Source organism: Streptomyces qaidamensis (genome assembly GCF_001611795.1).
Taxonomy (GTDB): domain Bacteria; phylum Actinomycetota; class Actinomycetes; order Streptomycetales; family Streptomycetaceae; genus Streptomyces; species Streptomyces qaidamensis.
Genome location: NZ_CP015098.1, coordinates 6464019 through 6486450, shown reverse-complemented (window position 1 = coordinate 6486450; position 22432 = coordinate 6464019). Strand labels below are relative to the sequence as shown.

Genomic DNA, 22432 nt, shown 5'->3' with positions numbered 1-22432 from the left:
CATCACGAGGGAGAAGGGGGTGTCCCTCCGGCCATTACGCGGGTTCCGGCACCTCGTTGGAGTGAACCGGATCACACCCGGTCGGTCAGCTGTCGAATCCCAGCCCCAACCGGTCCATCGTGCGCAGCCACAGGTTGCGGCGGCCGCCCTGGGCGTCCGCGCGGGCCAGTGACCACTTGGTGAGGGCGATGCCCGTCCAGGCGAACGGCTCCGGCGGGAACGGCAGGGGCTTCCTGCGGACCATCTCCAGCTCGGTGAGCTCGGTGCGCTCCCCCGCCAGCAGGTCCAGCATCACCTCGGCGCCGAACCGGGTGGCGCCGACGCCGAGGCCGGTGTACCCGGCCGCGTACGCCACCTTGCCGTGGTGGGCGGTGCCGAAGAACGCCGAGAAGCGGGAGCAGGTGTCGATCGCGCCGCCCCAGGCATGGCTGAAGCGGACGCCCTCCAGTTGCGGGAAGCAGGTGAAGAAGTGCCCGGCGAGCTTTGCGTAGGTCTCGGGGCGGTCGTCGTACTCGGCGCGGACGCGGCCGCCGTAGGGGTAGATCGCGTCGTAGCCGCCCCAGAGGATCCGGTTGTCTGCGGACAGCCGGAAGTAGTGGAACTGGTTGGCGCTGTCGCCGAGGCCCTGGCGGTTCTTCCAGCCGATCGAGTCGAGCTGTCCTGAGGTGAGCGGCTCGGTCATCAGGGCGTAGTCGTAGACCGGGACGGTGTACGAGCGGACACGTCTGACCAGGTTCGGGAAGATGTTGGTGCCGAGGGCGACGCGGCGGGCGCGGATTTGGCCGTAGGGGGTGCGGACGGCCATGCCGGGGCCGTACGGCTTCAGGTTGAGGGCGGGGGTGTGCTCGTAGACGCGTACGCCCAGTTCCACGCACGCCCGCTTCAGGCCCCAGGCGAGCTTCGCCGGGTTCAGCATGGCGACGCCCCTGCGGTCCCACAGCCCCGCCTGGAAGGTGGGTGAGTTCACCTGCTCCCGTACGGCGTCGGCGTCCAGGAACTCGACGCCGTCGGCCAGGCCCTGCCGGGCCGTCTCCTCGTGCCACTCGCGCAGCTCACGGGCCTGGTAGGGCTCGGTGGCGACGTCGATCTCGCCGGTGCGTTCGAAGTCGCAGTCGATGCCGTGCCGGGCGACCGCGGCCTCGATCCCGTCGAGGTTGCGGGCGCCCAGCTCCTGGAGCCTGTGGATCTCGTCGGGCCAGCGGGTGAGGCCGTTGGGCAGGCCGTGGGTGAGGGAGGCGGCGCAGAATCCGCCGTTGCGGCCGGAGGCGGCCCAGCCCACCTCACGGCCCTCCACCAGCACCACGTCCCGCTGCGGATCGCGCTCCTTGGCGATCAGCGCCGTCCACAGCCCGCTGTAGCCGCCGCCGACGACCAGCAGGTCGCAGGTCTCGGAGGTGGTGAGGGCGGGTTCGGGGCGGGGCCGGCCGGGGTCGTCCAGCCAGTACGGAACCGGCTGGGCGTCGGAAAGCGAACGGGTCCACTGGTTCATGGCGCTCGGGGCCATGATGTCAACTCCCTACGGTTATGCCTTGTGCCTGTTGCGGCGGTTTCCGGCGATCATGGAAACCAGGACGAACAGTACGGCGACGACGAACATGGTCGTGCCGATGACATTGATCTGAACGGGCGTTCCGCGCTGCGCCGAGCCCCAGACGAACATGGGGAAGGTGACGGTCGAGCCGGCGTTGAAATTCGTGATGATGAAGTCGTCGAAGGAGAGCGCGAAAGCGAGCAGTGCGCCCGCCGCGATTCCCGGCGCCGCGATCGGCAGGGTGACCCGGACGAAGGTCTGGAACGGGCCCGCGTACAAGTCCCGTGCCGCCTCCTCCAGTTTCGGGTCCATCGACATCACACGCGCCTTGACGGCCGTGACCACGAAACTCAGGCAGAACATGATGTGGGCGATGAGAATCGTCCAGAAGCCCAGCTGAGCGCCCATGTTGAGGAACAGGGTGAGCAGCGAGGCGGCCATGACGACCTCGGGCATCGCCATCGGCAGGAAGATCAGCGAGTTCACGGCACCGCGGGCGCGGAACCGGTAGCGCACCAGGGCGAAGGCGATCAGGGTGCCGAGGAGCGTGGCGCCGAGGGTCGCCCAGAACGCGATCTGGAGGCTGAGGGACAGCGAGTCGCACAGTCCGGAGACGCCGCACGGATCTTTCCAGGCGTCCAGGGAGAACTGCTGCCATTCGTAGTTGAAGCGCCCCTTCGGTTTGTTGAAGGAGAACACCGTCACGACGACGTTCGGCAGGAGCAGATAGCCGAGGGTCAGCAGTCCCGCCAGGACGACGAGATTTCTCTTGAGCCAGTTGACGAAGGGCATTTAGACCAGATCCTCCGTCCCGGACCTGCGGATGTAGAGGGTGACCATGAGCAGGATGGCCGCCATGAGGATGAAGGAGAGCGCCGCGGCCGTCGGATAGTCGAGGACTCGCAGGAACTGTGTCTGGATGACGTTTCCGACCATGCGGGTGTCGGTGGATCCGAGCAGATCGGCGTTCACGTAGTCACCGGCCGCCGGAATGAAGGTGAGCAGCGTGCCGGAGACGACACCCGGCATCGACAGCGGGAAGGTGACCTTGCGGAACGTCGTCGAGGGCCGCGCGTACAGATCCCCGGCGGCTTCGTGGAGCCGTCCGTCGATGCGCTCCAGCGAGGTGTAGAGCGGCAGGATCATGAACGGCAGGAAGTTGTACGTCAGACCGCACACCACCGCGAGGGGCGTGGCGAGGACGCGGTCACCGGCGGTCATGCCGAGCCAGTCGGTGACGTCCAGGACGTGCAGCGTGTTCAGCGCGCCGACGACGGGGCCGCCGTCCGCGAGGATCGTCTTCCAGGCGAGGGTGCGGATCAGGAAGCTGGTGAAGAACGGCGCGATCACCAGGATCATGATCAGGTTCCGCCAGCGGCCCGCGCGGAAGGCGATCAGGTACGCGAGCGGGTAGCCGAGCAGCAGGCACAGGATCGTCGCCGTGCCCGCGTAGAGCACCGAGCGGACGAACTGCGGCCAGTACGCGGACAGCGCGTCCCAGTAGGCGGCGAAGTGCCAGGTGACCTTGTAGCCCTCCTCCAGGGAGCCCGTCTGCACGGACGTGGAGGCCTGGTAGATCATCGGCAGCGCGAAGAAGACGACCAGCCAGAGGATGCCGGGCAGCAGCAGCCAGTACGGCGTGAAGCGGCCTCTGCGTTTCGGCGGCTTCGGTTCGGGCGCCCCGGGCGCGAGCGGCGGTGGCGCCTCGGTGAGTGTGCTCATCAGACCGCCTCTTCCACTCCGGCGTCGGCGTCCTGGGCGGCGTCCAGACCGAAGGTGTGGGCCGGGTTCCAGTGCAGGACGACCTCGGCGCCGGGCACCAGGCGGGGGTCGCGGTCGATGTTCTGGGCGTAGACCTCGAAGTCGGAGCAGACCGGGCTGTCGACGACGTACTGCGTGGAGACGCCGATGAAGCTGGAGTCGGCGATCCGGCCCGTGATGCGGTTGCGGCCCTCGGGGATCTCACCGGCGTCGTCCGCGTGGCTGAGGGAGATCTTCTCCGGGCGGACGCCGACCAGCACCTTGCCGCCGGTCGCGGTGGGCGCGGAGCAGCGCGCCCCGGGCAGGACGAGCTTGCCGCCGCCCGCCTTCAGCACGATCTCCTCGCCGCTCCTGGAGTCGACCTCGGCCTCGATGAAGTTGGAGGTGCCGAGGAAGTTCGCGACGAACGTGGTGCGCGGGTTCTCGTAGAGGTCGGTGGGGGCGCCCAGTTGCTCGACGCGGCCGGCGTTCATCACGGCGACCGTGTCGGCCATCGTCATGGCCTCCTCCTGGTCGTGCGTGACGTGGATGAAGGTGATGCCGACCTCGGTCTGGATGCGCTTGAGCTCCAGCTGCATCTGGCGGCGCAGCTTGAGGTCGAGGGCGCCGAGCGGCTCGTCGAGCAGGAGCACCTTGGGGTGGTTGATCAGGGCGCGGGCGACGGCGACGCGCTGCTGCTGGCCGCCGGAGAGCTGGTGCGGCTTCTTGCGGGCCTGCTCGCCGAGCTGGACGAGCTCCAGCATCTCCTCGACCTGCTTCTTCACCGACTTCCATCCGCGTCGGCGCAGGCCGAAGGCGACGTTCTCGAAGATGTCGAGGTGCGGGAAGAGGGCGTAGGACTGGAAGACCGTGTTCACCGGCCGCTTGTACGGCGGGAGGGTGGTCACGTCCTGGTCGCCCAGGTGCACGGTGCCGGCGGAAGGTTCCTCCAGGCCGGCGATCATGCGCAGGGTGGTGGTCTTGCCGCAGCCCGAGGCGCCGAGCAGGGCGAAGAAGGAGCCCTGCGGCACGGTGAGATCGAGCGGGTGCACGGCGGTGAAGGCGCCGTAGGTCTTGGCTATGCCCGTGAGGCGGACGTCGCCGCTGGGACCGGTCTGGTTCGTCATGGTGGTCACGCCCCCGTCAGCTTCGCGAACTTCGCTTCGAACTCGGTCTCTTCCTTCGAGCTCAGCGAGCGGAAGGCATGGGACTTGGCGGCCATGGCCTTGTCGGGAATGATCAGCGGGTTGTTCGCCGCGTCCTCGTCGATCTTCTCCAGCTCGGCCTGCACGCCGTCGACGGGGCACACGTAGTTGATGTACGCGGCGAGTTCGGCGGCCGCCTTCGGCTCGTAGTAGAAGTCGATGAGCCGCTCGGCGTTGGTCTTGTGGCGGGCCTTGTTGGGGATCAGCAGGTTGTCGGTCGACGTCACGTAGCCGCTGTCCGGGATGAGGAAGTCGATGTCGGGGCTGTCCGCCTTGAGCTGGACGACGTCACCGGCCCAGGCGACACAGGCCGCGAAGTCACCGCTGGTCAGGTCCGAGGTGTAGTCGTTGCCGGTGAAGCGGCGGATCTGGCCCTTGTCGACGGCCTTCTGGAGGCGGGCGATGGCCGCGTCGTAGTCGTCGGCGGTGAAGTCGGCCGGGTCCTTGCCCATGTCGAGCAGGGTCATGCCGATGCTGTCGCGCATCTCCGACAGGAAGCCGACCCGGCCCTTGAGCCTGGGGTTGTCCAGCAGGTCGGATATCGACTTCACCTCGACGCCGTCGAGGGCCTTCTTGTTGTACGCGATGACGGTCGAGATGCCCTGCCAGACGTACGAGTAGGCGCGGCCCGGGTCCCAGTCGGGGCTGCGGAACTGGGCCGACAGGTTGGCGTAGGCGTGCGGCAGGTTGCTCGGGTCGAGCTTCTGCGCCCAGCCGAGGCGGATGAGGCGGGCGGCCAGCCAGTCGGTGAGGACGATCAGGTCGCGGCCGGTGTCCTGGCCCGCGGCGAGCTGCGGCTTGATCTTGCCGAAGAACTCGTTGTTGTCGTTGATGTCCTCGGTGTACTTGACCTTGATGCCGGTGCGCTCGGCGAACTGGTCCAGCGTGGGGTGGTGCTTGCCGCTGTCGTCGACGTCCATGTACTCGGTCCAGTTGGAGAAGTTCACCGTCTTCTCCTTGGCCGAGTGGTCCTCGGCCGAGACGCCGCCCTGCGCCTTGCCGGCCGCAGGGATGCCGCAGGCGCTCAGCGCCCCCAGTCCGCCGGCCGCGAGCGCCCCGCCCGCGGAGGCGCGCAGCAGGGACCGCCGGGTGAGGGCGGCCCTGCCGTTGGTGAAACTGCGCCTCATGGCGGCCCTTTGGGCCGCTGACAGGCGGTCGGGCTCGTACTGCTCCATGCGCGTGGTGCCCTTTCGGAGGATGGACGGCCGGTGGTCAGGCGGCCTGCATACGGCTATCGGTCCCCGAACACGGTGCGGTGCCAGTCCTTCGCGGCGGCCGCGGTGTTGTCGAACATGACGTGCTTGATCTGGGTGTACTCCTCGAACGAGTACGCGGACATGTCCTTGCCGTAGCCGGAGGACTTGTAGCCGCCGTGCGGCATCTCGCTGATGATCGGGATGTGGTCGTTGATCCAGACGCAGCCGGCCTTGATCTCACGCGTGGCCCGGTTCGCGCGGTACACGTCCCGGCTCCAGGCGGACGCGGCCAGCCCGTACGGGGTGTCGTTGGCGAGTGCGAGTCCCTCGTCGTCGGTGTCGAACGGCAGCACGACCAGGACCGGTCCGAAGATCTCGGCCTGGACGACCTCGCTGTCCTGGGCCGCGTCGGCGATCAGGGTGGGCCGGTAGTAGGCGCCCTTGGCGAGCTCCCCCTCGGGAGCCTCGCCGCCGGTCACCACGCGCGCGTAGGCCCGCGCCCGGTCCACGAACCCGGCGACCCGGTCCCGCTGCACGTGGGAGATCAGCGGGCCGAGGTCGGTGCCGGCGGCGAAGGGGTCGCCGAGCCGGACCGTCTCCATGAGCGCCGCGGTCCGCTCCACGAAGGCCTCGTACAGCGGCCGCTGCACGTACGCGCGCGTGGCGGCCGTGCAGTCCTGCCCGGTGTTGATGAGCGAGCCCGCGACCGCGCCGTGCGCGGCGGCCTCCGGGTCGGCGTCGTCGAAGACCACGAAGGGCGCCTTGCCGCCGAGCTCCAGGTGGAGGCGCTTGACCGTGGCGGTGGCGACCTCGGCGACGCGCTTGCCGACGGCGGTGGAGCCGGTGAAGGACGTCATGGCCACGTCGGGATGGCCGACGAGGTGCTCTCCGGCCTCCCTGCCGGTGCCGGTGACGATGTTGATGACGCCGTCCGGGATCCCGGCGTCGGTGGCCGCCTGGGCGAAGAGCAGCGAGGTCAGCGGGGTGAGCTCGGCGGGCTTCAGGACGATGGTGTTGCCCGCCGCGACCGCCGGGAGGATCTTCCAGGCGGCCATCTGGAGGGGGTAGTTCCAGGGCGCGATCGACCCGACGACCCCGATGGGCTCGCGCCGCACGTACGAGGTGTGGTCGCCGGAGTACTCGCCGGCCGACTGTCCCTGCAGATGCCGTGCGGCACCGGCGAAGAAGGCGGCGTTGTCGATGGTGCCGGGGACGTCGAACTCGCGGGTCAGCTTCAGCGGCTTGCCGCACTGGAGCGACTCGGCGCGGGCGAAGTCCTCCGCCCGGTCGGCGAGGACCGCGGCGAACCGGTGAAGGGCGTCGGAGCGCTCGCCGGGGGTGGTTCCCGCCCAGCCGGGGAAGGCCGCGCGGGCGGCGGCGACGGCCCGGTCGACGTCGGCCGTTCCCGCCAGTTCGTAGGTGAGGACCTCCTCGCCGGACGCCGGGTCGACGACGGCGTGCGTACGGCCGGAGGTACCCCTGGTCAGGCGCCCCGCGATGTACTGCGCGCCCTGCGCGAAGCGCTCCTCCGCCGGGAATCGGTCCGGGGTGGCAGTGCCCGGGTTGTGCATGTCGCTCTCCTCCGTGTCCCCTGATGGGGCCGGCGTGGCTCAGGCTCGATTTGAGTGCCGATCCTGACAGAGGTACGGCATGCCAACAAGTGATTCCGTTGTTGATTTTTGGTTACGCGACGGAATCTGTCGACCAGGTGTCGAGTTCGCCGCGAAAAGGCAGGACGCTGTGTCAGTGGTGCGTGCCAGACTCGCGTGCATGGAGAGGATCACGGGGGCGGTCGGCTCGCAGGAGGCCCTGATCAGGGCGGTCCGCGACGGGGCAAGGATCAGGTATCTGCACTTCTGGGGGCACCGGCCGCGGCCGGACGGCCGGATCGGGGCGAGCTGTCTCAGCCAGTGGTGGCCGGCGCCGTTCACGGTCGACGGCGTGGCCTACGCGACGGCCGAGCACTGGATGATGGCGGCCAAGGCCCGGCTCTTCGAGGACGCGGCGGCGGAGCGTGCCGCGCTGGCCGCGGGGCATCCCGCCGAGGCGAAGAAGGCCGGGCGCATGGTGCGCGGTTTCGACGAGGCGACCTGGGCACGGGAGCGGTTCCGGATCGTCGTCGAGGGCAGCGTCCACAAGTTCGGCGCGCATCCCGAGCTGCTGGCGTACCTGCTGGGCACGGGTGACCGGGTGCTGGTGGAGGCCAGCCCCGTGGACCGGGTGTGGGGCATCGGGCTGGCCGCGGACGACGAGGCGGCGATGGATCCGGAGCGGTGGCGGGGGTCGAATCTGCTGGGCTTCGCGCTGATGGAGGCGCGGGAGCGGCTGGGGACGGCGAGAGCATGAGTGAGGGACCGGTCCCGTGGACCGGCCCCTCACGAACCCCGGGAGCTGCCTTCAGGCCGCCGCGCCGAGCCCGCCCATGATGCTGGCGAACAGCAGGAAGCCGAGCAGCGGCAGGATCACGGTGGCGATGATGCCGCAGACCAGGCCCGCGGTGGCCGCGCCCTTGTTGGTGGCCTCACCCCGCGTGGCCTTGCCGCGGCCGACGGCGCCGAAGATGATCGCGAGGATGCCCAGGATCACGCCGAAGAACCACAGGATGAACGTCACGCTGCACACCACGCCGATGATGCCCAGCACCAGTCCCGTGGTTCCCATGCCGTTGCTCGGCTGCGCGGGCATCCCGTAGCCGGGCGCCTGCGGGTAACCCACGGGCGGCGCCGCCGGGTAGCCGGGGCTGCCCTGGGGGTAGCCGTAGCCCGGGCCGGGCTGCTGCGGATAGCCGTACCCCGGGGCCGGCTGCTGCGGCGGCTGGGCGGGCGGGCCGAACCCACCCGGGGGCGGATTGGTGTTGGACATGACGATCTCCCCTCCGTTGTCAGACCAGGGCATCGTAGTGGCCAAGTCGGCCCGCAGAGCCCGTGTTTCAGCGGTGGGACGGAGCGGTGGCCACCGGCCCGAGGGTTCCGTAGTACGGGTCGTCGTCGGGGTCGTCGCTGTTGATCGCGGCCGTGATGCCGACGGCGATCAGGACGATCACCGTGATGCCGAGGATGATCCCGATGATGCCCATGATCAGCCCGGCCTGGGCCTGCCCGTGGTTGGTGGCCACCCCGGCCTCGGCGCGCTTGCGGCCCTTGATGCCGAAGACGACGGCGAGGATCCCGGTGACCAGGGAGACCACGCCGTACAGGCAGAAGAGGGTGCAGGAGATGATGCCGAGCACCATCGCGGCGACGCCCATGCCGTTCTGCGGGGCCATGGGCATGCCGGGCCAGCCGTAGCCGGCCTGGGGGTAGCCGCCCTGGGGGTAGCCGCCCGGGTACCCGTAACCGCCTGGCGCTCCCGGGCCGGTGGGAGCCACGGGCGGGGGCGGGACGGCTCCGGTGCCGGCACCGGACGGGTCGAACTGCGGTGTGCCGGTGGGCGGGGTGAATCCCGGCATGGAGGTGACCGTGGCCTGGTCGTGCACGGACGGTGGCTGTGGCGCCGGGTTCTTGTCGAGCGAGGGCTTGCTCTCCGGTGGCGCCCACGGGTCGTGGCTGCCTCCGTCGGGCTGCGTCGCGTCCGTCATCGTGCGTCCCCCCTGGGTCGATCGTCCCGTCATGCTACGGGGCCGCCCGGTGCGGGCCGCAGGGCGGGTGCGCCGCGGCCTCCGATGCCCGTGGCCGCGTCCACCGGCGTCGGGTCGACCCCGCGCGGCCCGACGCGGCGGAGCCGCAGATCGCTGCGCCACCGCACCCCGGGAAGGGGCGCTGCGCCGCGGCCTGCCGGGAAGGGGTGCTGCGCCACGGCCTACGATGATGCCGAGTCATCGATCAGCCGATCACCCGCGCCCGCCCGCCCTGCGCCGGCCGGAGCGCCGTTCCGGGGAGGAACCTTGACCCAGCATCTCGTCGACCCGCACGCCCCTCGCGACCTCAGGGCTTTCATCGCCGATCTGCCCAAGGCCGAACTGCATGTGCACCACGTGGGATCCGCCTCCCCCCGGATCGTCTCCGAACTGGCCGCGCGGCACCCCGACTCGAAGGTGCCGACCGACCCCGAGGCCCTGGCCGACTACTTCACGTTCACCGACTTCGCGCACTTCATCGACGTGTATCTGTCGGTCGTCGACCTGATCCGCACGCCGGAGGACGTCCGGCTGCTGACGTACGAGGTGGCCCGGGACCTGGCCCGGCAGCGGGTGCGCTACGCCGAGCTGACCATCACGCCCTTCTCGTCCACCCGGCGCGGCATCGACGAGCGCGCCTTCATGGACGCGATCGAGGACGCCCGCAAGGCCGCCGAGGCCGATTTCGGGACCGTGCTGCGCTGGTGCTTCGACATCCCCGGCGAGGCAGGTCTGCAGGCCGCCGAGGAGACGGCCCGGCTCGCCACCGACGACCGGCTGCGCCCGGAGGGCCTGGTCTCCTTCGGTCTCGGCGGTCCCGAGGTCGGCGTGGAGCGGCCGCAGTTCAAGCCGTACTTCGACCGGGCGATCGCCGCCGGGCTGCACTCCGTACCGCACGCCGGTGAGACGACCGGCCCGCAGACGGTGTGGGACGCGCTGACCCACCTGCGGGCCGAGCGCATCGGACACGGCACCAGCTCCGCGCAGGACCCGAAGCTGCTCGCGCACCTCGCCGAGCACCGGATCCCGCTGGAGGTGTGCCCGACCTCGAACATCGCCACCCGCGCGGTCCGCACCCTCGACGAGCACCCGATCAAGGAGTTCGTGCGGGCCGGGGTCGTCGTCACCATCAACTCCGACGACCCGCCGATGTTCGGCACCGACCTCGACAACGAGTACGCGGTCGCCTCCCGGCTGCTCGACCTCGACGAGCGGGGCCTGGCCGAGCTGGCGAAGAACGCCGTCGAGGCGTCCTTCCTGGACGCGGCGGGCAAGGCCCGGATCGCCGGCGAGATCGACACCTACACCGCGCAGTGGCTCTCCCGGTGACGTCCGCGCCGGTCGCCGTCGCCCACCGGGGCGACCCCTACCGCGTCCGGGAGAACACCGTCGCCTCGCTGCGTTCCGCGCTGCGCCGGGGCGCGGACGCGGTGGAGATCGACGTACGGCTCACCCGCGACGGCGTGCCGGTGCTGCTGCACGACGCGACGCTGAAGCGGCTGTGGGAGCACGAACGGCCGGTGCTCGCGCTGTCGTCCGAGGAGGTGCGCGGGCTGACCGGCGGCGGGGTTCCGGCCCTGGCCGAGGCCCTGCCCGCGACCGACGGGCACCGGGTGATGATCGACCTGCCCGGGTCGCCCGATGTGCGGGCGGTGCGCCGGATCATGGGCGTCGTGGCGGAGTCCGGAGCGGCGGACCGGGTCTACTACTGCGCGGGCGCCGACGCCATGCTCGCCGTGCGCGCGGCGGATCCGGCCGCCGAGATCGCCCTCACCTGGACGACCCTGGCCCCGCCCCGGCCCGTGCTGCTGGAGGCGATCCGCCCGCGCTGGCTCAACTACCGCTTCTCGCTGGTGGACCGCCCGCTCGCCGAGCGCGTGCACGCCGACGGCTACCTGGTCTCCGTCTGGACCCCCGACACCCGCCGCTCCATGCGACGACTGCTTCGGGCGGGCGTGGACTCGATCACGACGAACCGCGTCGACGTGCTGTGCGCTACACGCGCGAGCGCTGCGGCACCGTCGCCGGATCGGCCGGGGCCGAGCGCGTGAGGTACTGCGGCACCGGCGCGCTGTCCGTGCCGGTGTCGCGGACGAGCCCGTAGCGGAGGGCGCCGTCGGCAGGACCCTCGTTGACGTCCTTCACCACCGCGTCCCGGTTCGACGGGGAGACGGCGATCCCGTAGTCGCAGCCCCGTTCGTTCTGGTTGAGGGTGACGGTGCCGTCGAGGTAGAAGTACTCGTTCTGCCACATCTGCTGGGTGCCGGGCGGGAGGACCGCGTAGCCGATGTCCGGGCCGCCCATGCCGGTGACGTAGCCGTTCGGGGCGCCGGGCAGCGGGTCGTCCATGCGGCGCGAGCCGCCGGAGGCCACGTGGAACAGCTTGCCCTTCAGACCGGTCCAGGTCGGCATGACCACCGCGCCGGGCCGGGCGTGCGGCGAGATCTGCCAACGGACCAGGACATAGCCCTGACCGCTCAGCGTCACACTGTCGCCACGGTGCTGCATGACGGCCCTCGGGCCGCCGGTGCTGGTGATGCCGGACTCGGGGCGTCGGGGCAGGGCGGCGGGCCGGGCGTCCGGGTCGGGGGCGCGGTCGACGGCGTCGACGACCGTGCCGTACGGGTCGGTCTTCCTCTTCGCCGACGGGGAGGGCGTGGAAGTGGGCGTGGAGGTGGGCGTGGAGGTGGGGCCGGCGGAAGGCGGCGGTTCGGACGTGGCCGTCGCCGTGGGCGTGACCGCGGCCCGGGGCGGCGGGGCGTCCGGCGGCTGGGTGACGACGAAGGCGCCGCCCGCGACGATCGTCGCGCTCGCCGTCACCGCGACGGCCGGCTTGGTGAGCGCGCCGAGCAGCTTGGACCAGCCGGCGGAGGTGGCGGCCACGGCCGTCTTGCCGCCGAAGGCGAGCGACAGGGTGAACCCGACGGGCAGCGGGACGAGGGCGATGCCGACCAGGAGGCGTTCGGCCGGGACGACGGCCTCGCGGGTGTCGCCGCAGTAGCCGCAGCCGCGGATGTGCCGGGCCAGCCGCTTGCGCCACACCGAGTCGGGCCGGCCGTCCCAGCGGCCGGTGACCTCGCGCAGGCCGGGGCAGGCACCGTCGAGGGCGCGGACGATGCCGCGCGAGGTCTCCAGGCGCTCCTTCATCCGCTGGACGCGCACGGCGGCGTGCTGCCGGGTGATGCCGACGGCGGCGGCCAGTTCGCGCCGGGTCAGCTCGCCCGCGACCTCCAGCCACCACAGCGACAGCAGCCGGCGGTCCTCGTCGTCGAGCCACCGCACCGCCTCGGCGACCTCGCGCCGCTGCCCTTCCAACTGGAGCCGCAGCACGGTCAGGTCGGCGAAGTCGGAGGCCGGTGCCTCCTCCAGCCGGTCCGGGGTCTTGCGCCGGGCCCGGTCGCGGATCTGCCGCATGGCGATCGCCACCAGCCAGGACCGGAAGCTGTCGGGGTCGCGCAGCGAACCCAGGTTGCCGACGGCGCGCAGCATGGTCTCCTGCACGACGTCGTCGACGTCGGCGTGACCGTTCAGGGCCCGGCCCACGATGTTGTAGACCAGCGGCAGCCAGCCCGCGACCAGTTCGTCCAGCGCCCGCCGGTCGCCGGCCTGCGCCGCCGTGATGACGGCGCGCCATTGCTCACTGTCCACGGGAGCCTCTCGCCTGCCGGGATCGGTACTTCTCCGCACGCACCCTCTCAGGCAGGACGGGGGTCTTGACCATGGGGGGGATCACATGCGGGGAGACGGCGTGAAGGTTCTCGGGATAACAGTTTTTCTCAGCCGCCGAACGCCGGGGCGGCCGGGGGCGCGGTCAGCGCCTCCAGCCGCTTGATCCGCTGCCGGACGACGTACAGCGGGATCACCCCGAACACTCCGAAGGCCATGTCGATCACGGACCACCAGAAGGGGATTCCGCGGAGCGGCCCGCAGATCAGGGCGAGCGGGATGATCCCCGCGCAGGCGATCATGCCGAACTCGACGACCCAGATGTTGCGGACGGGGTCGCGGTAGGGCCCGTAGAAGGCGACCGCGATCACCAGGTGCGCGAAGGCCAGCCAGTCCGTGCCGTAGAGGAGGAACGGGTACTCCGCGTCGGCCTCGTCGAGACCGGCCCGCACCCGCCCGATCCACTCCGTCAGCCCGGGCAGGTACTCCCCCACCGACAGCTCGCGCAACAGGTCCTCGGTCCAGCGCACTTCGTGCACCAGCGGGAAGGCCGTGGCACCGCTGAGCACCAGGCACACGACGAAGAAGACCAGCCACGCGCGAATGCCCTTCAGCAGGGCGGCTCTGTCGCTCATGGGGGGGCACTCTACGCTCGAAGTTGAACATGTTCAAAAATGCCCCTGCGGGCAGCACAACGGCCCCGGGCGAGGCGGAGTGCCGCCCGGGGCCGTGAGAACGAACGTGTGACTACGCGTCCAGCGACGTCATCACGTGCTTGATCCGCGTGTAGTCGTCGAAGCCGTAGCCCGAGAGGTCCTTGCCGTAGCCGGACTTCTTGAAGCCGCCGTGCGGCATCTCGGCGACCAGCGGGATGTGCGTGTTGATCCACACGCAGCCGAAGTCGAGCTTCTTGGACATCCGCATGGCGCGGCCGTGGTCCTTGGTCCACACGGAGGAGGCCAGCGCGTACTCCACGCCGTTGGCCCACTCCACGGCCTGCTCCTCGTCGGAGAAGGACTGCACGGTGATGACCGGGCCGAAGACCTCCTTCTGGATGATCTCGTCGGTCTGCTTCAGCCCCGAGACGACGGTCGGCGCGTAGAAGTAGCCCTTGTCGCCGACCCGCTTGCCGCCGGCCTCCACGCGCGCGTGCGCGGGCAGCCGGTCGATGAAGCCCTCGACCTGCTTGAGCTGGTTGGGGTTGTTGAGCGGGCCGAACAGCACGTCCTCGTCGTCCGGCTGCCCGGTCTTGGTCTCGGAGGCGGCCTTCGCGAGCGCGGAGACGAACTCGTCGTGGATGGACTCGTGGACGAGCACGCGCGTGGCGGCGGTGCAGTCCTGGCCGGCGTTGAAGTAGCCGGCGACCGAGATGTCCTCGACGGCCTTGGCGATGTCGGTGTCCTCGAACACCACGACCGGCGCCTTGCCGCCCAGCTCCAGGTGAACGCGCTTGACGTCCTTGGAGGCGGACTCGGCGACCTGGATGCCGGCGCGCACCGAGCCGGTGATGGAGGCCATCGCCGGGGTCTCGTGCTCGACCATCAGACGGCCGGTCTCGCGGTCGCCGCAGATGACGTTGAAGACGCCCTTGGGGACGATCGAGCCGATGATCTCGGCGATGAGGACCGTCGAGGCCGGAGTGGTGTCCGACGGCTTCAGCACGACGGTGTTGCCCGCCGCGATCGCCGGGGCGAACTTCCACACGGCCATCATCATCGGGTAGTTCCACGGCGCGACCTGCGCGCAGACACCGACCGGCTCGCGGCGCACGATGGAGGTCAGGCCCTCCATGTACTCACCGGCCGAGCGGCCCTCCAGCATCCGCGCCGCTCCGGCGAAGAAGCGGATCTGGTCGACCATCGGCGGGATCTCCTCGGAGCGGGTCAGCCCGACCGGCTTGCCCGTGTTCTCCACCTCGGCCGCGATCAGCTCCTCGGCGCGCTCCTCGAAGGCGTCCGCGATCTTCAACAGGGCCTTCTGGCGCTCGGCGGGCGTCGTGTCGCGCCAGCCGGGGAAGGCCTCGGCGGCCGCCGCCATCGCGGCGTCCACGTCCGCCTGCCCGGACAGCGGAGCGGTCGCGTACGCCTCGCCCGTGGCGGGATTGACCACGTCGGTGGTCCGTCCGTCGGCGGCGTCCTTGAACTCACCGCCGATGTAGTTGCGCAGACGACGCAGCTCGGTGCTCACTGCCGGCCCTCCAGTTCGGATGTCCAGTACTTGAGACACCCACCCTAGTCGGCCGACCCACGTTTTCAACACCCCCGCTCCCTTCGATCGTGCGGAATCCGCAGGAGTATGGCACTCAAACAACGAATTTCATCGATCCAGGCTTGCGGAAGTGTCGAGACCTCGTGCACAGTGACCTCGTGGCCAGTCGAAGCGCAGACCAGAAGGGCTCGCGGGAGCACCGCGAGCCCTCCCGCGAGTCCAGGAACGGCAGCTCGCCGCAGCTGGACGCCGTGTCCCTCGCCATCATCGAGCAGCTCCAGGAGGACGGCCGCCGGCCGTACGCCGCCATCGGCAAGGCCGTCGGCCTGTCGGAGGCGGCCGTGCGCCAGCGCGTCCAGAAGCTGCTCGACCAGGGCGTGATGCAGATCGTCGCCGTCACGGACCCGCTCACCGTGGGCTTCCGCAGACAGGCGATGGTCGGCGTCAACGTCGAGGGCGACGTGGAGGCGGTCGCGGACGCGCTGTCGGCCATGTCCGAATGCGAGTACGTGGTGATGACCGCAGGCTCCTTCGACCTGATGGTGGAGATCGTCTGCGAGGACGACGACCACCTCCTGGACGTCATCAACAAACGCATACGGGCGGTGCCCGGAGTGCGCTCCACCGAGAGCTTCGTCTACCTCAAGCTCAAGAAGCAGACCTACATGTGGGGAACCCGATAACCGTGAGGACCCGATAGCCGTGAGCAAGGACCTCTCCCAGTCCGCGTACGACCACCTGTGGATGCACTTCACGCGCATGTCGTCGTACGAGAAGGCCCCCGTCCCCACCATCGTCCGGGGCGAGGGCACGTACATCTACGACGACAAGGGCAAGCGCTACCTGGACGGCCTCGCCGGCCTCTTCGTGGTGCAGGCCGGGCACGGCCGGGTCGAGCTCGCCGAGACCGCCTTCAAGCAGGCGCAGGAGCTGGCGTTCTTCCCGGTGTGGTCCTACGCCCACCCCAAGGCCGTCGAACTGGCCGAGCGTCTCGCCGGGCACGCGCCGGGCGACCTGAACAAGGTCTTCTTCACCACCGGCGGCGGTGAGGCGGTGGAGACCGCCTGGAAGCTCGCCAAGCAGTACTTCAAGCTGACCGGCAAGCCCACCAAGCACAAGGTCATCTCACGCGCGGTCGCCTACCACGGCACCCCGCAGGGCGCCCTGTCCATCACCGGCCTGCCGGCGCTGAAGGCCCCCTTCGAGCCGCTGGTCCCGGGTGCGCACAAGGTCCCGAACACCAACATCTACCGCGCCCCGATCCACGGCGACGACCCCGAGGCCTACGGCCGCTGGGCCGCCGACCAGATCGAGCAGCAGATCCTCTTCGAGGGCCCGGACACCGTCGCCGCGGTCTTCCTGGAGCCGGTGCAGAACGCGGGCGGCTGCTTCCCGCCCCCGCCCGGCTACTTCCAGCGGGTCCGCGAGATCTGCGACCAGTACGACGTGCTGCTCGTCTCGGACGAGGTCATCTGCGCCTTCGGCCGCCTGGGCACCTACTTCGCCTGCGACAAGTTCGACTACGTGCCGGACATGATCACCTGCGCCAAGGGCATGACCTCGGGCTACTCCCCGATCGGCGCGTGCATCATCTCCGACCGCCTGGCCGAGCCGTTCTACAAGGGCGACAACACGTTCCTGCACGGCTACACCTTCGGCGGCCACCCGGTCTCCGCGGCCGTGGGCCTGGCCAACCTCGACCTGTTCGAGCGCGAGAACCTCAACCAGCACGTCCTGGACAACGAGGGCAGCTTCCGCGCCACCCTGGAGAAGCTCCACGACCTGCCGATCGTCGGCGACGTCCGCGGCAACGGCTTCTTCTACGGCATCGAGCTGGTGAAGGACAAGCACACCAAGGAGTCCTTCAACGACGAGGAGACCGAGCGCGTCCTGTACGGCTTCCTCTCCAAGGCGCTGTACGGCAACGGCCTGTACTGCCGCGCCGACGACCGCGGCGACCCGGTCGTCCAGCTCGCCCCGCCGCTGATCTCCGACCAGTCGACGTTCGACGAGATCGAGCAGATCCTGCGCGCCACCCTCTCGGAGGCGTGGACCAAGCTCTGACCCGCGTCGCTCCGATCGTCTGCCTGGATGATCAACAACGGCCCCGGTGCCGCCCGTTCGAGTGAGAAACGGCGGCCCGGGGCCGCGTGCTGTCCGGCGCCCCGCCGCCTTCTGCCTAGCGTGCCCAGTGACCGATCGGCCCTGCCTTCGTTCCCCCGCACGGGGGATGGACACGGGAACTACGGATCTGAACCGAGGTGTACGCGCATGGAGGCCCTGCCGGACGACGACGTGCTCTGGGCACGCGCCCTGCACTTCCAGCACGACGACGGCTCGCCCGCGCTCTGCGGCGTCTCGCTCGGCGTGCGCGAGGGGGAGATCCTCGCCATCGGCGGACCGCGCGGCAGCGGCAAGACGACCCTGCTGCGGTGTCTGTCCGGCCTGGTGCCCGTCCGGCGCGGCGAGGTCTGGTTCAACAGCGTGCCCGTGCACACCATGGGCCCCCTCACCCGCGAGCGGTTGCGCCGCGACCGCTTCGGCTGGATCGACCCGGCCCCCTCCCTGGTGCCGGAGCTCAACGCCTGGGAGAACACCGCCCTGCCGCTGATGCTGCGCGGCACCAGCAGGCGGCGCGCCAAGACCGCGGCACTGGAGTGGCTGGAGCGCCTGGACATCGGCGACAGCGCCCGCAAACGGCCGCACCAGCTGGTGCAGGCCGAGCGGCAGCGGGTCTGCATCGCCCGCGCCCTGGCCCCCGCCCCGTCGGTGCTGTTCGCCGACGAGCCCACGGCGCCCCTGCACCGCGCCGACCGCGCCCATGTGCTGCGCACCCTCACCACGGCGGCCCGCTCCCACCGCATCACCGTCGTCCTGGCCACCCACGACGCCGAGACGGCGGCCCTCGCCGACCGCACGGTGTCGCTGCTCGACGGGCGGCGCGTGCAGACGGTCCACCTTCCGCCGGTCGCCGAGACCAGCGAACCGGAAGGCCGGGCCGCGTGCTCGCTCTCCGTCTGACCCGCGGCGCCCACCCCGCCGTCCAGCTGCGCCGCCTGATGGTCACGGCGGCCTCGGCCGGCACGGGCTTCCTGCTGCTCTGCGCCCTGGGCTACGCGCTGGGCCACCCCGGCTCCCCCGGCTCCGCCGCGCTGCGACTGGCCTGGTGCGCGGCCCCGCTGGCCGCCACGGTGTACTTCGCGGTCGCCGTGGCCCGTACCGACCCCGGCACCAAGCCCCGCTCCGGCCTCTCGGCCATCGGCCTCGGACCGGTCCGCATGATGGCCCTCTCGGCGACGACGACGGCCCTGTCCTGCACGCTGGGGTCGATGCTGGCCCTGCTCGCGTTCCTGCACCTGCGGGGCGACCTGACGGGCATGCCCTTCGACGGCGCCGCCGCCGAGTCCCTCGCCGCGGGCCGGCCCCTGCCGCTGCCGGGTGCCCTGACCCTGCTGGCGTTCGTGCCCGTCGGCGCGTCGGTGGCGGTGGCCCTGGCCGTGCGACCGCGCGAGGCGGGGCGCGCCGCGCCCCGGGCGGCCCGGACGTACGGCCGCTTCGGCGCCTACCGGCGCACGAGCACCCGCGAGACCTTCGGGGCGTACGGCCGGTTCGGCCGGCAGATCGTCCGGCCTACGGACGGCCGTGCCGCAGACCCCGCCGCGAAGAGCGGTCCGCCGGCGGCCCGGACCGGCGGGTCGGCCCCGGCTGCGGCCGCGGGCCCGGCCGGGACCGTGAGCGTGGTCGCGGACCCCGCTCGACCGCCCGCGGTGGACCCGGGCGCCGTGGACCCGGGCACCGTGGACCCGGCCGCCGTGGACCCGGCCGCCATGGACCCGGCCGCCGTGGACCCGGGCACCGTGGATCCGGGCACCGTGGACCCGGCCGCGGGAGTTGCTCCGCCCGCCACCCCGCACCCGGCCGGCGTGAGGGGTCAAGCCGGCGATCCCGCCCAGCGGCTCAGCGCGCACGCGGCGGCGCCGGACGCGGCCGGAGCCATCAGCCCCGCCGGAGCCCTGGCCCGGCACCCGGTCCCCGCGGCGCCCGACGCTCCCGACGAGGCCTCCGACGCGGCCCTGCCGGACACCGTCGCCGCTCCCTCCGGTCTGCCGTGGGGCATCACCGTGCTGGCCGCGGGCCTCGCCGTGGTGAGCTACACGAGCCGTACCGCTCCGACACCCCCCGACCTCTCCTTCTCGGGCGCCTCCCCGGGCGTGCTGGCGGGCTGGGTGCTGGCCGCCGTCGGCCTGACCCTGGCCGGTCCGGGCCTGACCCATCTGTGCGGACGGCTGCTCCAGTCGGCCCGCCCCGGCGCCCTGCGGCTCCTCGCCGGCCGCATCCTCATGGCGGAGGCCGTCCGCATCGGGCGTCCCCTGGGCGTCGTCTGCGCGGTGCTGTCCGCCGCCTGGGCGATGGTGCTGCTGCACGCCCCGGACGGGCTCTCGCTCGGCCCGCTCACCACCCTCGGCGTGCTGCTCGTGACCGGGTGCACCACGGCGACGCTCCTCACGGCGGCCGTCGAGGCCCGGCAGGCCCGCGCCGGCACCACCGCCGCCCTGATGCGGCTCGGCGCCCCCACCACGACGCTGCGCAGCGCCGCCGCCCTCCGCGCCGGCGCGCTGCTCGCCGTGTTCGGTCCGCTCACCCTGACGGTCGCGGAACTGGCTGCGCTCCCCCTAGCGCGCTGAGTCCGCGGCCGCCGCGGGAAGGTCCGCCGGAAAACTCGTACGAAAAAGATTCCCGTAGGGCGATGAGTTCCGGACGGGCGCCCGGTCTATCCCCGCGTAACGACACGGACTTGATGGGAGAGACCTCGCATGTACCAGCAGATGATCTTCGTGAACCTGTGCACCGGCGACCTCGGCGCCTCGAAGAAGTTCTTCACGGAGCTGGGCTTCACGATCAACGAGCAGTTCAGCGACGACACGACCGCCTCGGTCGTGATCAGCGAGACCATCGTGGTGATGGTGCACACCAAGGAGAAGTACGCGCAGTTCACGAAGAAGGACATCGTGGACTCGACGAAGACCAGCGAGGTCCTGATCGCGCTGAGCGCCGAGAGCCGCGAGAAGGTCGACGAGCTGGTCGAGAAGGCGGTCGCGGCGGGCGGTTCCGTCTCGGGCGAGACGCAGGACCACGGCTTCATGTACGGCCGCGCCTTCGACGACGTGGACGGCCACACCTTCGAGGTCGTGTGGATGGACCCGGCGGCCGTCCAGGGCTGACGGCGGCTGTGCCAGCATGGGCGAGTGCAGACGATGCCCGCCCATGCGGCCCACCACGACGACCGTGAGATAGAGACCCTTCAGGAGTTCGACGCCACCGTCTCGGCGCGCGGCACCCTGGCCGGACACCGCGTCCAGGCCGTCGACCTGACGGACCGTACGCGCGAGCTGCTCACCACGGACACCGCGGGCGCGGTCTTCCTCGGCTGCGCGATGCGCGAGGACGCGGACGCGAAGGTCCGGGCCGACGGCGCCCTGGTCTTCCCGCCGGTCCCGGGTCTGCCGTTCGACCCGTACCGCGGCCTGGTCTACTCGCCGGACGAACTCTTCGCGTCGCTGGCCGACGGCTACGAGGCCACCCCCGACGCCCTCGCCTACGCCTGGTTCCAGCGCACCAAGGCCGACCGCGACATCTACGCCTCGATGCTGCGCTCGGTCCACGACGACTCCGTCTCGGACGCGCTCGACGAACTCCTGTCCGGCGCCCGGGTCGTGGGCGTCATGGGCGGCCACGCGATGGCCCGCGGCACCGAGGAGTACGCGGGCGCCGCACGGCTCGGCCGGGAGCTGGCCCGCGCCGGCTTCACGATCGCCACCGGCGGCGGCCCGGGCGCGATGGAGGCGGCGAACCTCGGCGCGTACGCCGCCCCCTTCGGCGACGAGATGCTCACCGAGTCGCTCGAACTCCTCGGCAAGGCGCCGCACTTCACCCCGTCGATCACCCAGTGGGCCGCGGCCGCCTTCGAGATCCGCACGCGCTGGCCGCAGGGCGGCCGCTCGGTGGGCATCCCGACCTGGTTCTACGGCCACGAGCCGCCGAACGCCTTCGCCTCCCACATCGCCAAGTACTTCGCCAACGCCACCCGCGAGGACGGCCTGCTGGCGCGGTCCAATGCCGGTGTGGTGTTCCTGCCGGGCGCCGCCGGGACCGTACAGGAGATCTTCGACAACGCGACGCCCAACTACTACGAGTCGCGCGGCGAGCCGACGCCGATGGTGCTGGTGAACCGCGTGCACTGGACGGAGAAGCTGCCCGCGTGGCCGCTGCTCCGGTCGCTGGCCGGGGGCCGCTCGATGGAAGCGAGGATCGCGCTGGTGGACCGGATCGAGGAGGCGCCGGAGGCGTTGAAACGTCTCGGCGGTTAATAAGAAGGCAAAGCAAGTGCTTGCAAGCTGCATATGCGTTGACACTGCTTATGCAGCGCTTATAGACCTGTGAGCCTCCCGGTAGTGCTGACGCCCGGTCAACACTGCCTCAACCCCCCGCTTGAGCAATCCTGTAAAGGACAAACGTGGCAGTTCTGTCCGTATCCCGCCGCGCCCGTGCCGTGCGCGTCCTCGGTGTCGTCTCCGCTTCGGCCGCGCTCGCGCTCGGCGCCTCCGGCAACGCGCTCGCCTGCGACATCAGCGAGTTCTCCGCCGAGGCGAAGTGCGATGGCGACAAGGGCGTCATCACCGTCACCGACGTCGACCCCGCCGGCATCCCGGCGACGGTCACCGTGTACCTGGAGAACAACGGCGCCGACGTGAAGAAGATCGGCGAGCAGGAGGTGAAGGGCTCGCGCGAGGGCACCACCATCACCTTCGCCGAGAACTGGAAGCCGGACGCCGAGTACCGCATCCACGTCAAGGCCGCCGGCTACGTCGACGAGGACATCAAGCCGAACCTCGTCACCCCGGCGACGGCCTGCAAGAAGGAGGAGGAGCCTCCTTCGACTCCTCCGGCCTCGACTCCCCCGGCGACGCCGACCCCGTCGGCCTCCCCCTCCCAGCCCGCCGAGGAGAGCGAGAGCCCGGCTCCGGAGCCGTCGGAGAGCCAGAGCACTTCCCCGGCGGGCAACGTGCCCGCCCCGGCCGGTGACTCCAACCTCGCCGAGACCGGTGCCGACTCCAACACCGGCATCATCGCCGGCATCGCGGCGGCCCTGGTCGTCGTCGGTGGCGGTGCGGTGTTCTTCGGCATGCGCCGTCGCGGGGCGAACCACGACAGCTGACGCCCGCGGCACCCACCCTGATGTGGCCCGTCCCCTCCCGGGGGCGGGCCACGT

General features: G+C 71.0%; 21 protein-coding genes. 10 read left to right on the top strand and 11 right to left on the bottom strand.

Annotated features, from left to right (window positions below):
- Positions 1-85: 85 nt before the first annotated feature.
- The 6 genes from A4E84_RS28980 to A4E84_RS28955 are packed head-to-tail and all read right to left on the bottom strand — an operon-like array spanning position 86 to position 7243.
- Complete coding sequence (locus A4E84_RS28980) at positions 86-1504, bottom strand: NAD(P)/FAD-dependent oxidoreductase (protein WP_062929347.1); 1419 nt, start codon at positions 1502-1504, stop codon at positions 86-88.
- Between the two features lie 18 nt (positions 1505-1522).
- Positions 1523-2323 carry an ABC transporter permease gene (locus A4E84_RS28975; protein ID WP_062929346.1) on the bottom strand — a complete coding sequence of 267 codons (801 nt, stop codon included), beginning with the start codon at positions 2321-2323 and terminating at the stop codon, positions 1523-1525.
- Positions 2324-3253, bottom strand: coding sequence for an ABC transporter permease (locus A4E84_RS28970; protein ID WP_062929345.1), 930 nt, complete (start codon positions 3251-3253; stop codon positions 2324-2326).
- On the bottom strand, positions 3253-4398 hold the full coding sequence (locus A4E84_RS28965; protein WP_174569521.1) for an ABC transporter ATP-binding protein: 1146 nt from the start codon (positions 4396-4398) through the stop codon (positions 3253-3255). The genes A4E84_RS28970 and A4E84_RS28965 overlap by 1 nt, the downstream gene beginning before the upstream one ends.
- Before the next feature lie 5 nt (positions 4399-4403).
- Positions 4404-5651 carry a polyamine ABC transporter substrate-binding protein gene (locus A4E84_RS28960; RefSeq protein ID WP_062929343.1) on the bottom strand — a complete coding sequence of 416 codons (1248 nt, stop codon included), beginning with the start codon at positions 5649-5651 and terminating at the stop codon, positions 4404-4406.
- Positions 5652-5707: 56 nt separating this feature from the next.
- Positions 5708-7243 (bottom strand): gamma-aminobutyraldehyde dehydrogenase, encoded by a 1536-nt coding sequence (locus A4E84_RS28955; protein WP_062929342.1) that lies wholly within the window; start codon positions 7241-7243, stop codon positions 5708-5710.
- A 199-nt stretch (positions 7244-7442) separates the two neighbouring features.
- Between A4E84_RS28955 and A4E84_RS28950 the strand changes: the two genes are divergently transcribed.
- Positions 7443-8018 (top strand): NADAR family protein, encoded by a 576-nt coding sequence (locus tag A4E84_RS28950; RefSeq protein WP_062929341.1) that lies wholly within the window; start codon positions 7443-7445, stop codon positions 8016-8018.
- A 51-nt stretch (positions 8019-8069) separates the two neighbouring features.
- Here the strand turns inward: A4E84_RS28950 and A4E84_RS28945 are convergent, their stop codons facing one another.
- Positions 8070-8534: a DUF4190 domain-containing protein gene (locus A4E84_RS28945; protein ID WP_062929340.1), complete on the bottom strand. Its 465-nt coding sequence runs from the start codon at positions 8532-8534 to the stop codon at positions 8070-8072.
- Between the two features lie 67 nt (positions 8535-8601).
- Complete coding sequence (locus A4E84_RS28940; RefSeq protein WP_062929339.1) at positions 8602-9249, bottom strand: DUF4190 domain-containing protein; 648 nt, start codon at positions 9247-9249, stop codon at positions 8602-8604.
- Positions 9250-9555: 306 nt separating this feature from the next.
- Here A4E84_RS28940 and A4E84_RS28935 point away from each other — a divergent pair, with 306 nt between their 5' ends.
- Together A4E84_RS28935 and A4E84_RS28930 are read left to right on the top strand one after the other, a co-directional pair.
- A complete protein-coding gene (locus A4E84_RS28935; protein ID WP_062929338.1) occupies positions 9556-10617 on the top strand; it encodes an adenosine deaminase in 1062 nt (353 codons plus the stop codon).
- Positions 10614-11339, top strand: a complete 726-nt coding sequence (locus A4E84_RS28930; RefSeq protein ID WP_062931651.1) for a glycerophosphodiester phosphodiesterase — start codon at positions 10614-10616, stop codon at positions 11337-11339. Before A4E84_RS28935 ends, A4E84_RS28930 begins: the two co-directional genes overlap by 4 nt.
- On the opposite strand, the gene A4E84_RS28925 is transcribed toward A4E84_RS28930, so the two are convergent.
- From A4E84_RS28925 to A4E84_RS28915, 3 genes are all read right to left on the bottom strand, one after another.
- Positions 11284-12936, bottom strand: a complete 1653-nt coding sequence (locus A4E84_RS28925; protein ID WP_062929337.1) for an RNA polymerase sigma factor — start codon at positions 12934-12936, stop codon at positions 11284-11286. The genes A4E84_RS28930 and A4E84_RS28925 overlap by 56 nt on opposite strands.
- A 128-nt stretch (positions 12937-13064) precedes the next feature.
- The gene (locus tag A4E84_RS28920) at positions 13065-13589 is read right to left on the bottom strand and encodes a hypothetical protein (RefSeq protein ID WP_062929336.1); all 525 of its coding nucleotides are present in this window, start codon (positions 13587-13589) and stop codon (positions 13065-13067) included.
- A 112-nt stretch (positions 13590-13701) separates the two neighbouring features.
- Positions 13702-15141: a gamma-aminobutyraldehyde dehydrogenase gene (locus tag A4E84_RS28915; RefSeq protein WP_062929335.1), complete on the bottom strand. Its 1440-nt coding sequence runs from the start codon at positions 15139-15141 to the stop codon at positions 13702-13704.
- Between the two features lie 164 nt (positions 15142-15305).
- Here A4E84_RS28915 and A4E84_RS28910 point away from each other — a divergent pair, with 164 nt between their 5' ends.
- The 7 genes from A4E84_RS28910 to A4E84_RS28880 all read left to right on the top strand — a co-directional run bounded on the left by A4E84_RS28910 (position 15306) and on the right by A4E84_RS28880 (position 22378).
- Complete coding sequence (locus A4E84_RS28910) at positions 15306-15845, top strand: Lrp/AsnC family transcriptional regulator (protein WP_062929334.1); 540 nt, start codon at positions 15306-15308, stop codon at positions 15843-15845.
- A 13-nt stretch (positions 15846-15858) separates the two neighbouring features.
- Complete coding sequence (locus A4E84_RS28905; protein ID WP_079129155.1) at positions 15859-17226, top strand: aspartate aminotransferase family protein; 1368 nt, start codon at positions 15859-15861, stop codon at positions 17224-17226.
- A gap of 207 nt (positions 17227-17433) precedes the next feature.
- The gene (locus A4E84_RS28900; protein WP_062929333.1) at positions 17434-18183 is read left to right on the top strand and encodes an ABC transporter ATP-binding protein; all 750 of its coding nucleotides are present in this window, start codon (positions 17434-17436) and stop codon (positions 18181-18183) included.
- Positions 18165-19847, top strand: coding sequence for a hypothetical protein (locus A4E84_RS28895; RefSeq protein ID WP_062929332.1), 1683 nt, complete (start codon positions 18165-18167; stop codon positions 19845-19847). Before A4E84_RS28900 ends, A4E84_RS28895 begins: the two co-directional genes overlap by 19 nt.
- Positions 19848-19976: 129 nt before the next feature.
- Positions 19977-20384: a VOC family protein gene (locus tag A4E84_RS28890; protein WP_062929331.1), complete on the top strand. Its 408-nt coding sequence runs from the start codon at positions 19977-19979 to the stop codon at positions 20382-20384.
- A 24-nt stretch (positions 20385-20408) separates the two neighbouring features.
- On the top strand, positions 20409-21530 hold the full coding sequence (locus tag A4E84_RS28885) for an LOG family protein (protein WP_062929330.1): 1122 nt from the start codon (positions 20409-20411) through the stop codon (positions 21528-21530).
- Between the two features lie 155 nt (positions 21531-21685).
- Positions 21686-22378 (top strand): LAETG motif-containing sortase-dependent surface protein, encoded by a 693-nt coding sequence (locus tag A4E84_RS28880; RefSeq protein WP_062931649.1) that lies wholly within the window; start codon positions 21686-21688, stop codon positions 22376-22378.
- Positions 22379-22432: the final 54 nt, after the last annotated feature.